General features: G+C 72.2%; 9 protein-coding genes and 1 riboswitch. Of the genes, 7 read left to right on the top strand and 2 right to left on the bottom strand.

All coding sequences use genetic code 11. The features are described 5' to 3' along the window. Positions 1-89 precede the first annotated feature (89 nt). Positions 90-2,546, bottom strand: a complete 2,457-nt coding sequence (locus ACWGE1_RS09890) for a DNA gyrase/topoisomerase IV subunit A (protein WP_453420017.1) — start codon at positions 2,544-2,546, stop codon at positions 90-92. Between the two features lie 282 nt (positions 2,547-2,828). Between ACWGE1_RS09890 and ACWGE1_RS09885 the strand changes: the two genes are divergently transcribed. The 4 genes from ACWGE1_RS09885 (at position 2,829) to ACWGE1_RS09870 (ending at position 7,621) form a co-directional block, all read left to right on the top strand. Then, positions 2,829-4,181 carry a M16 family metallopeptidase gene (locus ACWGE1_RS09885; RefSeq protein ID WP_453420016.1) on the top strand — a complete coding sequence of 451 codons (1,353 nt, stop codon included), beginning with the start codon at positions 2,829-2,831 and terminating at the stop codon, positions 4,179-4,181. A gap of 20 nt (positions 4,182-4,201) precedes the next feature. After that, complete coding sequence (locus ACWGE1_RS09880; protein WP_453420031.1) at positions 4,202-5,569, top strand: M16 family metallopeptidase; 1,368 nt, start codon at positions 4,202-4,204, stop codon at positions 5,567-5,569. 217 nt (positions 5,570-5,786) lie between these two features. Beyond that, a riboswitch (cyclic di-AMP (ydaO/yuaA leader) is annotated at positions 5,787-5,945 on the top strand. Between the two features lie 13 nt (positions 5,946-5,958). Further along, positions 5,959-6,759: a M23 family metallopeptidase gene (locus tag ACWGE1_RS09875; protein WP_453420015.1), complete on the top strand. Its 801-nt coding sequence runs from the start codon at positions 5,959-5,961 to the stop codon at positions 6,757-6,759. 184 nt (positions 6,760-6,943) lie between these two features. Next, positions 6,944-7,621: a GntR family transcriptional regulator gene (locus tag ACWGE1_RS09870; RefSeq protein WP_453420014.1), complete on the top strand. Its 678-nt coding sequence runs from the start codon at positions 6,944-6,946 to the stop codon at positions 7,619-7,621. 492 nt (positions 7,622-8,113) lie between these two features. Here ACWGE1_RS09870 and ACWGE1_RS09865 read toward each other — a convergent pair whose 3' ends face one another. Next, positions 8,114-8,395 (bottom strand): HPr family phosphocarrier protein, encoded by a 282-nt coding sequence (locus tag ACWGE1_RS09865; RefSeq protein ID WP_030012489.1) that lies wholly within the window; start codon positions 8,393-8,395, stop codon positions 8,114-8,116. 184 nt (positions 8,396-8,579) lie between these two features. Here ACWGE1_RS09865 and ACWGE1_RS09860 point away from each other — a divergent pair, with 184 nt between their 5' ends. From ACWGE1_RS09860 to ACWGE1_RS09850, 3 genes are read left to right on the top strand one after another with little or no spacing between them, the layout of a single operon-like run. Beyond that, a complete protein-coding gene (locus ACWGE1_RS09860; RefSeq protein WP_453420013.1) occupies positions 8,580-11,357 on the top strand; it encodes a bifunctional acetate--CoA ligase family protein/GNAT family N-acetyltransferase in 2,778 nt (925 codons plus the stop codon). 50 nt (positions 11,358-11,407) lie between these two features. Beyond that, positions 11,408-12,010: a DUF5998 family protein gene (locus ACWGE1_RS09855; RefSeq protein ID WP_030385644.1), complete on the top strand. Its 603-nt coding sequence runs from the start codon at positions 11,408-11,410 to the stop codon at positions 12,008-12,010. Continuing rightward, positions 12,010-13,212: an alkaline phosphatase family protein gene (locus tag ACWGE1_RS09850; protein WP_453420012.1), complete on the top strand. Its 1,203-nt coding sequence runs from the start codon at positions 12,010-12,012 to the stop codon at positions 13,210-13,212. Before ACWGE1_RS09855 ends, ACWGE1_RS09850 begins: the two co-directional genes overlap by 1 nt. Positions 13,213-13,214 lie beyond the last annotated feature (2 nt).

The raw sequence follows: 13,214 nt of genomic DNA, 5'->3' as shown, positions 1-13,214 counted from the left end.
CTCCCCCCACCGCGTCCAGGAGGAAAACACTAGTCGGCATTCGGGTGGTACGTCCCCCGGGTCGCACCACCCGAATGCCCTCCTGCGTCCTACAGTGCGGCTCCCGCCAGCGCCGCGACGGCCGCCGGCAGCGCCGCCCCCGAGCCGTCCCGGCGCGGGTCCACGGCCGGGAGTTCGGCCGGGGTGCCGTTCGCCGCCGCGGCGCGGGCGGGCGAGCCGCCCGCCCAGGCCAGGACCAGGACGTCCTCGCCCTTCAGGAACCGCTGGCAGCGCACGCCGCCCGTGGCGCGGCCCTTGCGCGGGTACTGGTCGAAGGGGGTCAGCTTCCCGGACGTCACCGAGTCGTCCAGGGTCCCGTGCGAGCCCGCCACCGTGAAGACCACGGCGTCCCGCGCCGGGTCCACGGCGGAGAAGTGGATCACCTTGGCGTTCTCGGCGAGCTTGATGCCCGCCATACCGCCCGCGGGGCGGCCCTGCGGGCGGACCTGGCCCGCCGGGTAGCGCAGCAGCTGGGCGTCGTCGGTGATGAAGACGAGGTCCTCCTCACCGGTGCGCAGCTCGACCGCGCCGACGATCCGGTCGCCCTCCTTGAGGGTGATGACCTCCAGCTCGTCCTTGTTCGCCGGGTAGTCCGGCACGACGCGCTTGACCACGCCCTGCTCGGTGCCCAGCGCCAGACCCTGCGAGGACTCGTCCAGCGAGGTCAGGCAGATCACCTTCTCGTCCGCCTCCAGCCCGGAGAGGAACTCCGAGACCGGGGCGCCGCCCGCCAGGTTCGGCGCGGCGTGCGTGTCCGGCAGCTGCGGCAGGTCGATCACCGACAGCCGCAGCAGGCGCCCGTACGAGGTGACCGCGCCGACATCGGCGCGGGCGGTCGCAGCGACCTGCGAGACGATCAGGTCGTGCTTGGCGCGGGCGCCGCCCTCCTCCTCCGGCAGCGCGTCGCCGTTGGCCGTGCGGGCCAGCAGGCCCGTCGAGGACAGCAGCACCCGGCAGGGGTCGTCCGCGACCTCCAGCGGAACCGCCGCCACCGCGGTGCCCGCGGACTCCAGCAGCACCGTACGCCGCTCGGTGCCGAACTTCTTCGCGACCGCCGCCAGTTCCGCGGAGACCAGCTTGCGCAGCTCGCTGTCCGACTCCAGGATCCCGGTCAGCTCGTCGATCTCGCCCGTCAGCCGGTCGCGCTCGGACTCCAGCTCGATCCGGTCGAACCGGGTGAGCCGGCGCAGCGGGGTGTCCAGGATGTACTGGGTCTGGATCTCGCTCAGCGAGAACCGCTCCATCAGCCGGGACTTGGCCTGCGCGGAGTTGTCGCTGTCCCGGATGAGCCGGATGACCTCGTCGATGTCGAGGAGCGCCACCAGCAGGCCCTCGACCAGGTGCAGCCGGTCGCGGCGCTTGGTGCGGCGGAACTCGCTGCGGCGCCGGACGACCTCGAAGCGGTGGTCGAGATAGACCTCCAACAGCTCCTTGAGGCCCAGCGTCAGGGGCTGCCCGTCCACCAGCGCCACGTTGTTGATGCCGAAGGACTCCTCCATCGGCGTCAGCTTGTAGAGCTGCTCCAGCACGGCCTCCGGGTGGAAGCCGTTCTTGATCTCGATGACCAGGCGCAGGCCGTGCGAGCGGTCGGTGAGGTCCTTGACGTCGGCGATGCCCTGGAGCTTCTTCGAGCCGACCAGGTCCTTGATCTTCGCGATGACCTTCTCGGGGCCGACCGTGAAGGGCAGTTCGGTGACGACCAGACCCTTGCGGCGCGCCGTCACGTCCTCCACGGCCACGGTCGCGCGGATCTTGAAGGTGCCGCGGCCGTTCTCGTAGGCGTCCTTGATGCCCGAGAGGCCGACGATCCGGCCGCCCGTGGGCAGGTCGGGACCCGGTACGAAGCGCATCAGCGCCTCCAGGTCCGCGTGCGGGTGGCGGATCAGGTGGCGGGCGGCCGCGATGACCTCGCCGAGGTTGTGCGGGGGCATGTTGGTGGCCATGCCGACCGCGATCCCGGACGCGCCGTTGACCAGCAGGTTCGGGTACGCGGCGGGCAGGGCCACCGGCTCCCGCTCCTGGCCGTCGTAGTTGGCGGTGAAGTCGACCGTGTCCTCGTCGATCGACTCCGTCATGAGTGACGTGGCGTCGGCCATCTTGCACTCGGTGTAACGCATCGCGGCCGGCGGGTCGTCGTTGCCGAGCGAGCCGAAGTTGCCGTGACCGTCGACGAGCGGCAGCCGCATGGAGAAGGGCTGGGCCATGCGCACGAGGGCGTCGTAGATGGACGCGTCACCGTGCGGGTGGAGCTTGCCCATGACCTCGCCGACGACACGGGCGCACTTCACGTAGCCGCGGTCGGGGCGCAGGCCCATCTCGTTCATCTGGTAGACGATGCGCCGGTGCACCGGCTTCATGCCGTCCCGGGCGTCGGGCAGGGCACGGGAGTAGATCACCGAGTACGCGTACTCGAGGAAGGAGCCCTGCATTTCGTCGACGACGTCGATGTCGAGGATCTTCTCCTCGAAATCCTCCGGCGGCGGGGTCTTCGTGCTGCGGCGGGCCATCGCTGCGCGGCTCCTTAACCAAAATGGGGTGTGCTGGGTGTCTGGCTGGTTCTGACGGGTCTGGCGGGGTTGGACGGGGTCCGGCGGTCTCGTGGTGTCCGGCGAGGGTACGACGCGGACCATTGTGGCCCGACGCACCGACAACGCCGACTCCGACCCCGGGGGTCCCCCGGACGGAGTGCGGGGGAGTGACCCGGGAACTTATCCGGCGGTCGGCGCGCTTGCATACAGTGGCAGGTCGATAAGAAATCTCTGCATCGCGATCGAAGGGACCACATGCCCATGGGTCACACGGCCACAGCCCAGGCCGGCTCCGGCGGCCTGACAGCGACCGAGCACCGGCTGGCCAACGGCCTGCGCGTGGTGCTGTCCGAGGACCACCTGACCCCGGTCGCCGCGGTCTGCCTCTGGTACGACGTCGGCTCCCGTCACGAAGTCAAGGGGCGTACCGGCCTGGCTCACCTCTTCGAGCACCTGATGTTCCAGGGATCGGCGAGCGTACCGGGCAACGGGCACTTCGAACTGGTCCAGGGAGCCGGCGGTTCCCTCAACGGCACCACCAGCTTCGAGCGCACCAACTACTTCGAGACGATGCCGACCCACCAGCTGGAGCTCGCGCTCTGGCTGGAGGCGGACCGGATGGGGTCCCTGCTGGCCGCCCTGGACGACGAGTCCATGGAGAACCAGCGCGACGTCGTCAAGAACGAGCGCCGCCAGCGCTACGACAACGTGCCGTACGGCACCGCCTTCGAGCGGCTCACCGCTCTCGCCTACCCCGAGGGCCACCCGTACCACCACACCCCGATCGGCTCCATGGCCGACCTGGACGCCGCCTCCCTGGAGGACGCGCGGACCTTCTTCCGCACGTACTACGCGCCCAACAACGCGGTGCTCTCGGTCGTCGGGGACATCGACCCCGAGCAGACGCTCGCCTGGGTGGAGAAGTACTTCGGCACCATCCCCGCGCACGACGGCAAGCAGCCGCCCCGCGACGGCTCGCTGCCCGAGATCATCGGGGAGCAGCTGCGCGAGGAGATCGTCGAGGAGGTCCCGGCGCGTGCGCTGATGGCCGCCTACCGGCTGCCGCACGACGGCACCCGTGAGTGCGACGCCGCCGATGTAGCCCTGACCATCCTGGGCGGCGGGGAATCCTCCCTGCTGCACAACCGGCTGGTACGCCGCGACCAGACGGCCGTCGCGGCCGGCTTCGGCATGCTGCGCCTGGCCGGGGCGCCCTCCCTGGGCTGGCTGGACGTCAAGACCTCCAGCGGGGTCGAGATCCCCGCCATCGAGGCGGCCGTGGACGAGGAGCTCGCGCGGTTCGCCGCCGAGGGCCCGACGGCCGAGGAGATGGAGCGCGCACAGGCGCAGCTGGAGCGCGAGTGGCTGGACCGGCTGAGCACGGTGGCCGGACGTGCCGACGAACTGTGCCGCTTCGCGGTCCTGTTCGGCGACCCCCAGCTGGCGCTGACCGCCGTCCAGCGCGTCCTCGACGTCACCGCCGAGGAGGTGCAGGCCGTGGCCGCGGCCCGACTGCGCCCGGACAACCGCGCGGTGCTCGTGTACGAGCCGATCGCAGCCGACGAGTCCGACCAGCACGACGAGTCCGACGAGAACGAGGGGGCGGAGCAGTGAGCGACACCGCAGCCGTCACGATGACCTTCCACCCGCAGCCGCAGGCCGGCGAGCCGCAGCCGTGGGCCTTCCCGGCCCCCGACCGCGGGCAGCTGTCCAACGGGCTGACCCTGCTGCGCTGCCACCGGCCGGGCCAGCAGGTCGTGGCGGTCGAGGTCAACCTCGCCGCCCCGCTCGACGCCGAGCCCGCGGGCCTGGACGGCGTGGCGACCATCATGGCCCGGGCGCTCTCCGAGGGCACCGACAAGCACTCCGCCGAGGAGTTCGCGGCCGAGCTGGAGCGCTGCGGCGCCACCCTCGACGCGCACGCCGACCACCCGGGCATCCGGGTCTCGCTGGAGGTTCCGGCGTCCCGGCTGCCCAAGGCGCTGGGCCTGCTCGCCGAGGCGCTGCGCGCCCCCGCCTTCGCCGACGCCGAGGTCGACCGGCTGGTGCGCAACCGGCTCGACGAGATCCCGCACGAGCTGGCCAACCCGCAGCGCCGCGCCGCCAAGCAGCTCTCCAAGGAGCTCTTCCCGGCCGACCTGCGGATGTCCCGGCCGCGCCAGGGGACGGAGGAGACGGTCGCCCGGATCGACTCCGCCGCCGTGCGCGCCTTCTACGAGGCCCACGTACGCCCCGCCACCGCCACCGCGGTGGTCGTCGGTGACCTGACCGGCATCGACCTGGACGCCGTGCTGGCGGACACCCTGGGCGCGTGGACGGGCAACACCGCCGCGGCCCTTCCGGTGCCGCCGGTGACCGCGGACGACACCGGCCGCGTGGTCATCGTGGACCGGCCCGGCGCGGTCCAGACGCAGCTGCTGATCGGCCGGATCGGGGCGGACCGCCACGACCGGGTGTGGGCGGCCCAGGTGCTGGGCACCTACTGCCTGGGCGGCACCCTCACCTCGCGCCTGGACAAGGTGCTGCGCGAGGAGAAGGGGTACACCTACGGCGTGCGCGCCTTCGGGCAGGTGCTGCGCTCCACCGCGGACGGCAAGGGCGCCTCGATGCTCGCCATCAGCGGCTCGGTGGACACCCCCAACACGGGCCCGGCCCTGGAGGACCTCTGGAAGGTCCTGCACACCCTCGCGGCGGGCGGTCTGACCGACGCCGAACGCGACGTCGCCGTGCAGAACTTGGTGGGCGTGGCACCGCTGAAGTTCGAGACGGCGGCCTCGGTCGCGGGCACCCTCGCCGACCAGGTCGAGCAGGAGCTGCCGGACGACTACCAGGCGCAGTTGTACGCCCGGCTGGCCGAGACCGGCACGGTGGAGGCGACCACGGCGGTCGTGAAGGCCTTCCCGGCGGACCGGCTGGTCACCGTCCTGGTGGGCGACGCGACGCTCATCGAGGAGCCCGTGCGGGCGCTCGGGATCGGGGAGGTCACGGTCGTCTCCAACTGACGGCCGGGTGACGGCCGATCGATGGCCGGCTGAAGGTTTCAGCAAGGGGTTCTGGTGACTTGGTCACCGGAACCCCTTTTGTCCGTTTAGTGGTGAGGTTGCTTGTATGCGGTGTGGCGTACGCAACAAAAAGCCGCGTCTGTTTGGCGATTGACTGATGATCCGCCTAGCGTCGGCCGTGCTGCCCGTCAGTTGTGCCCGCCGCACCCGCGGCACCGGACAGCGATCGCCGAGTCCCCGTCAGGCGCGAGCCTGGGGAGCCGGGGACCCACATGAGTCCCTGGGGTGAATCGGACCCCCTCGCAAGAGGAGGCCCGTAGGAGACCTTCCTGCTCCGAACCCGTCAGCTAACCCGGTAGGCGAGAAGGAAGGAAAGGATCAAACCCTTCATGGCGTTTGGCAGTCGTCCCGCTGGTACCGGTAAGCACCGTGGCTCCAGCCGTCTGAGCAAGAAGACCGCCGGTTACGCCGGTATCGCCGCGATCGCCACCACGGGTGTGGTCGGCTCCCTCGCCGCCCCGGCCTTCGCCGCGGACAACCACAGCAGCTCCGCCCCGGAGAACGGGCTGGGTGCCGTGGTCGTCGCCGAGGACCTCGCAGGTGACATCAACGCCCAGGCCGAGTCCCAGCACCGCGCCGCCGAGCAGGACGCCGTCAAGGCGCAGGCCGAGGCCGACGCGAAGCAGCGGGCCGCGGAGGCCAAGCGCCTCGCCGAGGCCAAGGCCAAGGCCGAGCGCGAGGCCGCCGAGCGTGCGGCCCGCGAGGAGGAGCGCAAGCGCCTCAACACCTTCGTCGCCCCGCTCGACGACTCGTACGTCAGCACGCAGTACCACGCGGGCGGCGGCATGTGGTCCTCCGGCAGCCACACGGGCATCGACTTCCACGCCGCCTCCGGCACCTCGGTCCACGCGGTGGGCATCGGTACCGTCGTCGAGGCCGGCTGGGGTGGCGCGTACGGCAACAACGTCGTCATCAAGCACAACGACGGCACGTACACCCAGTACGGGCACATGACCTCGCTGAGCGTCTCAGTCGGCCAGCAGGTCAGCGCCGGCCAGCAGATCGGCCTGTCGGGCTCCACCGGCAACTCCAGCGGCCCGCACCTGCACTTCGAGGCCCGCACGGGCTCGCAGTACGGCTCGGACATCGACCCGATCGCGTACCTGCGCTCGCACGGTGTCAGCCTCTGACCCCGCACCGCACCGCTTCACCGAAGGCCCCGGCTCCCCGAGCCGGGGCCTTTGTGTTGCGCTCTTGTGCAAATGTTTCGGATTTCCGGCCGCTCTCGGAAATTATCGTGTGTTGCAATAGAGTCGCAGCACGCGCATGTGCGTGCAATGAGGCTGGCAGTCGGAAATAGGCGGAGGTTCGGTCTTGCGTATTCCTGCGCACGCGGTATGCACAGCAATCCGCGACGACATCGTCTCCGGGGTGTTCGAGCCGGGCGGCCGGCTGACCGAGGAGGTGCTGGCCCGCCGGTACGGGGTCTCGCGCGTCCCGGTCCGCGAGGCCCTGCGGACCCTGGAGTCCGAGGGATTCGTGACCACGCGGCGCCATGCGGGGGCCTGCGTGGCGGAGCCGACCGAGCAGGAGGCCGCGGACCTGCTGGAGATGCGGATGCTCCTGGAGCCCCTGGCGGCCGCCAGAGCCGCCCGGCGGCGCACCGACGCACACCTCAAGGTGCTGCGCGGACTGGTCAGGCTGGGTCAGGAACGGGCCAGGCGGGGCCAGGGGGAGGACCTGCGGTCCCTGGGCGGCTGGTTCCACGAGACGCTCGCACAGGCCTCCGGCAGCCCCGGGCTGATCGCGCTGCTCACCCAGATGCGGCACAAGATCACGTGGATGTACGCGGTGGAGGCGCCGGCCCGGCCCGTGGACTCCTGGGCGGAGCACGGCGCGATCGTGGACGCGGTGGCGCGCGGCGACGCCGAGCGGGCGCGGGCGCTGACCGCGGTGCACGCCGACCGGGTGGCGGGGGCGCACCGGCTGCGGCTCCGCCAGGCGGTGAGGACTTCGCAACCTGCCGTAAACATGTCGAGCGGCCGGCATTAACAGGAGCCGTATACAAAGGGTGGGATCGCGCGAATTCACTGTCCGGCGCCCGGTCCGCTCTGTGCGGGTCAATTCGCCGTGCGGAATTCCTGCGGAGCTCAATTCGGCGTGCGCCGGATTTCGGCGGGCCATTTTCTCTGCCGGGCGGGATTTCTCCCCGGGCCGTTGCGTGCTGCCGGGAGCCCGGGTGGGACGGGGTCTGCGCCGGGTCGCACCCGGCGCAGGCGGGCAACGCCGGAAGGCCTCGCAGAGCCCGGCTCCGGCCCCGGCCCCGGTCCCGGCCTCGCCCGCAGCGCTCGGCCGTGCCCGTTCGCTCGCCAGCTCTCCGGTGCCCGGTGTCAGGCCCGTGCGTCAACGGCCCGGCCCGGCGCGGCGGTCGTGGCGAGCCCGTGCGCATGCGGCGCCGCGCGACAGGCCCCGCACACGAACGACGAAGCCGCGGTCCCGGTGCACCGGAACCGCGGCTTCGTGCATGAGGTCGAACCCGAAGGGTCAGACGGTCTCGGGGAGCTCCTCGAGACCCTCGGCGACCAGCTTCGCGAGGCGGTCCAGTGCGGCGTCCGCACCCTCGGCCTCGGAGGCGAGGACGATCTCCTCGCCGCCCTGGGCGCCCAGACCCAGGACCGCCAGCATGGAGGCGGCGTTGACGGGGTCGCCGCCGGACTTCGCGATGGTCACCGGGACGCCGGAAGCGGTCGTCGCACGGACGAAGATCGAGGCGGGACGAGCGTGCAGGCCCTCGGCCCAACCGACGTTGACGCGGCGCTCTGCCATGGTGATGCCCTTCAGGTTCTTACGGTTGTCTAGACCAGTCTCTCACGACGTCCGGAATGCTCGGACCGACCTCCGGCCTGAATTTTCCGCCGTTCGACCTTCCCCAGCTTGCCCTGGTACACCCTGATATGCCTCATGCGCCGCGCGAGCGCTCTCCGCCCCGGTCCGGCCGTAAGGTAGGCCCATGACCACCGAGTCGGACCCCTCGTACCCGGCCCACTGGGAAGCCGATGTCGTCCTCCGCGACGGCGGCACCGCCCGGATCAGGCCCATCACCACCGAGGACGCGGGCCGGCTCGTCAGCTTCTACGAGCAGGTCTCGGACGAGTCGAAGTACTACCGGTTCTTCGCCCCCTACCCCCGGCTCTCCGACCGCGACGTGCGCCGCTTCACGCACCACGACTACGTGGACCGGGTCGGCCTCGCCGCGACCATCGGCGGGGAGTTCATCGGCACCGTCCGCTACGACCGCATCGGCGCCGACGGCCGGCCCGCCTCCGGACCCGCCGACGAGGCCGAGGTCGCCTTCCTCGTCCAGGACGCCCACCAGGGCCGCGGGGTCGCCTCCACCCTCCTCGAACACATCGGCGCGGTGGCCCGGGAGCGCGGCATCCGGCGGTTCGCCGCCGAGGTCCTGCCCGCCAACATCAAGATGATCAAGGTGTTCACGGACGCCGGCTACCAGCAGAAGCGCAGCTTCGAGGACGGCTCCGTCCACCTCACCCTCGACCTCGAACCCACCGCCGAGTCCCTCGCCGTGCAGCGCGCCCGCGAACAGCGCGCCGAGGCCCGCTCGGTGCAGCGGCTGCTGGCCCCCGGCTCGGTGGCCGTCGTCGGCGTCAGCCGCTCCGGCGCGGGCGTGGGCGCGGCCGCCCTGCGCAACCTGCGCGACAGCGGCTTCCACGGCCACCTCTACGCCGTCAACGAGGCCGTCACCCGCGACCTGCTCGACGGCGTACGGGCCTACCGCACGATCGAGGCCATCGGCGCCCCCGTCGACCTCGCGGTGATCGCCGTCCCGGCCGACCGGGTCCCCGACGCGGTGGCCGCCTGTGGCGAGCACGGGGTGCAGGGGCTCGTCGTCCTGTCCGCCGGATACGGAGAGAGCGGCCCGGCCGGACTCGCCCGCCAGCGCGAACTGGTGCGCCAGGTGCGCTCGTACGGCATGCGGCTGATCGGGCCGAACGCCTACGGGGTGATCAACACCGCGCCGGAGGTGGAACTCAACGCCTCGCTGACCCCCGCGCCGATGCCGACGCGCGGCCGGATCGGCCTGTTCACACAGTCCGGGGCGATCGGCATCGCCCTGCTCTCCGCCCTGCTCCGGCGCGGCGAGGGCCTGTCCTCCTTCGTCTCCGCGGGGAACCGGGCCGACGTCTCCGGAAACGACATCCTCCAGTACTGGTACGACGACGAGGCGACCGACGTCGCCCTGCTCTACCTCGAAACCCTTGGCAACCCGAGGAAGTTCACCCGCCTCGCCCGCCGCACGGCGGCCGTCAAGCCGGTGGTCGTCGCCAAGGGCGGCCGCCACAGCCCGGCCGGGCACGTCGTCCCCGACACCAGGCTGCCGGAGGCCACCGTCTCCGCCCTGCTGCGCCAGGCCGGCGTCATCCGCGTCGACACCGTCACCGAGCTGGTGGACGTCGGTCTCCTGCTCGCCGCGCAACCGCTGCCCGCCGGGCCGAGGATCGCGATCCTCGGCAACTCCGAATCGCTCGGGATCCTCACCTACGACGCCTGCCTCACCCAGGGGCTGCTGCCGCTGCCGCCGCTGGACCTGACCACGGCCGCCTCGCCGGCGGACTTCCGCGCCGCCCTGACCGACGCGCTCCGCTCCGAGGACTGCGACGCGGTGGTGGTCACGGCCATCCCCTGGGTGAGCGAGGAAGCGCCCGCCGACGACCTGGCCGGTGCGCTGCGCGAGGCGGTCGCCGAATGTCCCGGCAAGCCCGTGGTCGTGGTGCACGTGGAGCTGAGCGAGCTCGTCGAGGCCCTGTCCGCCGTGCGCGGCGGCCCGCGCCCCGCCCCCAGCCGGACCACCGAGCCCGCCCCGGTTCCGATTCCCGCGCAGCTGTACGCCGCCGCGGGCGACAGCATCCCCGGCTACCCCGCCGCCGAGCGGGCGGTCAAGGCCGTCGCCGAGGCCGTCCGGTACGGGCAGTGGCGCCGGGCCACCACCGAGGCCGGCCAGGTTCCCGAGTACGAGGACATCGACGAGGCCGGGGCCGCGGCGCAGCTGGCCGGGCTGCTGGCGGAGGTCGACGACGGGGCCGCGCCGACCCTGACCGACTGGGACGCGCGCGAGCTGCTCGCCCGCTACGGCATCCGGGTCCTGCCCGTCCTGCCCGCGCCGAGCGCGGACGCGGCGGTCCGGGCCGCCGGGGTCCTGGGTTACCCGGTGGCGCTGAAGACCACCGCCCCGCATCTGCGCCACCGCGCCGACCTGGGCGGCGTACGGCTCGACCTCACGAACGAGGCCGAGCTGAGGCGCTCGTACGAGGAGCTCACCGACGCGCTCGGCAAGCCGGCCGAGCTCCAGCCCGTGGTGCAGGCCATGGTGCCGCGCGGGGTCGACACCGTCGTCCGCTCCGTCATCGACCCGGCCGCGGGCGCCGTCCTCTCCTTCGGTCTCGCCGGCGTCGCCTCCGAGCTGCTCGGCGACACCGCCCACCGGCTCGTCCCGGCCACCGACCGGGACGCCGCCGGACTGATCCGGTCCATCCGGACCGCACCCCTTCTCTTCGGCTGGCGCGGCAGTGACCCCGTGGACACAGCCGCCCTGGAGGAACTGCTGCTGCGGCTGTCGCGCCTGGTGGACGACCACCCCGAGGTGATCGGCGTCTCCCTGGAGCCGGTGGTCGTGGCCGCCGAGGGCATCTCCGTGCTCAGCGCCACCGTCCGCGTCGCCCACCCGCCCGCCCGCGGTGATCTCGGCCCGCGGACCCTCCCCAGTTACTGACCGGGTACGGCGCGGCCTGAGGGCCCCGCACGGGCCTTAGGATGGACCTCATGGCGAAATCCGGTACGACGACCCAGGGGCTGCGCACGGCGATCGAGCGCAGCGGCTACTACCCGGCCCTCGTGGCCGAGGCCGTGGAGGCCGCGGTGGGCGGCGAGCCGATTTCGTCGTACCTGGTCCACCAGGAGACGACCTTCGACTCCAACGAGGTGCGCCGTCACGTCACCGTGCTGGTCCTGACCGGCAACCGGTTCATCGTCAGTCACACCGACGAGCAGGCCGCCGACGCCGGGTCCCCCTCCCCGTACGCGACCACCTCCACCGAGTCGGTCAAGCTCTCCAGCATCTCCTCGGTGGTGCTCAGCCGCGTCGTCGCCAACCCGGAGTCCTACACCCCCGGCACCCTGCCCCGCGAGGTCGTCCTGACCATCGGCTGGGGCGCCGTCTCCCGGATCGACCTGGAGCCGGCCGCGTGCGGCGACCCGAACTGCGACTCCGACCACGGCTACACCGGCAACTCCACCGCCGACGACCTCAGCCTGCGCGTCAGCGAGGCCGGCGACGGCCCGGAGGCGGTGCGCCAGACCCTGGTCTTCGCGCAGGCACTCTCCGAGGCCACAGCGGCGACGTCCACCTCCACCCCCGCCCGCTGATGGCGTACTCCGCGGCGCAGGAGTGGCCCGAGCCGGAGCTGCTGGACCTGGCCGGTGCCCCCGTCCCGGAGTACGGCGCCGGGTCGCTCGCCGACCTGCTGCCCACACTCGTGGCCGGCCAGGGCGTCCCCGGTTTCACCGCCACCATCACCGAGCTGACCCCGGCCGACCGGAACTGCGTGTTCCTGGTCGACGGCATGGGCTGGGAGCAGATCAAGGCCCACCCGGACGAGGCCCCGTACCTCACCTCCCTGCTCGGCAGCTCGCGCGGCGGCACCGGCCGCCCGATCACCGCCGGCTTCCCGGCGACCACCGCCACCTCGCTGGCCTCCGTCGGCACCGGTCTGCCGCCGGCCCGCCACGGCCTGCCCGGCTACGCCGTGCGCAACCCGGCCACCGGCGAGCTGATGAACCAGCTCCGCTGGCACCCGTGGACCCCGCCGAAGCCCTGGCAGCCGTACCCGACCGTCTTCCAGCAGGCCGACAAGGCCGGTGTGGCGACCGCCCAGGTCTCCTCGCCCGCCTTCCAGACCACCCCGCTCACCAAGATCGCGCTGAGCGGCGGCACCTTCCTCGGCCGGATGACCGGCGAGGAGCGGATGGACCTGGCGGCCGAGCGCCTCGCGGCCGGTGACCGCTCGCTCGTCTACACGTACTACAGCGAGCTCGACGGGGCCGGACACCGCCACGGTGTGGACTCCGACGTCTGGCGCGGCCAGCTGATGTACGTGGACCGGCTGGTCCAGCGGCTCGCCGAGCAGCTGCCCGCGCGCACGGCCCTGTACGTGACCGCGGACCACGGCATGGTCGACGTCCCCTTCGACGAGGACTCCCGCATCGACTTCGACGAGGACTGGGAGCTGAGCGCCGGCGTCGCCCTGCTGGGCGGCGAGGGCCGGGCCCGGCACGCGTACGCGGTGCCGGGCGCGCAGGCCGACGTACTGACCGTGTGGCGCGAGGTGCTCGGCGACCGGTTCTGGGTCGCGAGCCGCGAAGAGGCCCTGGAACTGGGCTGGTTCGGCGCGCCGGGGGAGTGCGACGAGCGCGTGCTCGGCCGTATCGGCGATGTGGTCGCCGCCGCCCAGGCCGATGTCGCGATCACCGCCTCGCGCAACGAGCCGAACGAGTCCGCCCTCGCCGGAATGCACGGCTCCATGACCGCGGCGGAGCAGCTCGTCCCGCTGCTCGAAATCCGCACCTGACC

Source organism: Streptomyces sp. NPDC054932 (genome assembly GCF_053610205.1).
The sequence above is the reverse complement of the archived record's forward strand: the minus strand, read 5'-3'. Positions and strand labels throughout refer to the sequence as shown.

Bases quoted from the DNA above. Each gene is read 5' to 3' on its own strand.
- ACWGE1_RS09855 (WP_030385644.1), top strand. From the start codon at position 11,408: ATGGCGAAATCCGGTACGACGACCCAGGGGCTGCGCACGGCGATCGAG.
- ACWGE1_RS09860 (WP_453420013.1), top strand. From the start codon at position 8,580: ATGACCACCGAGTCGGACCCCTCGTACCCGGCCCACTGGGAAGCCGAT.
- ACWGE1_RS09850 (WP_453420012.1), top strand. From the start codon at position 12,010: ATGGCGTACTCCGCGGCGCAGGAGTGGCCCGAGCCGGAGCTGCTGGAC.
- ACWGE1_RS09890 (WP_453420017.1), bottom strand. From the start codon at position 2,546: ATGGCCCGCCGCAGCACGAAGACCCCGCCGCCGGAGGATTTCGAGGAG.
- ACWGE1_RS09865 (WP_030012489.1), bottom strand. From the start codon at position 8,395: ATGGCAGAGCGCCGCGTCAACGTCGGTTGGGCCGAGGGCCTGCACGCT.
- ACWGE1_RS09880 (WP_453420031.1), top strand. From the start codon at position 4,202: ATGACCTTCCACCCGCAGCCGCAGGCCGGCGAGCCGCAGCCGTGGGCC.
- ACWGE1_RS09885 (WP_453420016.1), top strand. From the start codon at position 2,829: ATGGGTCACACGGCCACAGCCCAGGCCGGCTCCGGCGGCCTGACAGCG.
- ACWGE1_RS09875 (WP_453420015.1), top strand. From the start codon at position 5,959: ATGGCGTTTGGCAGTCGTCCCGCTGGTACCGGTAAGCACCGTGGCTCC.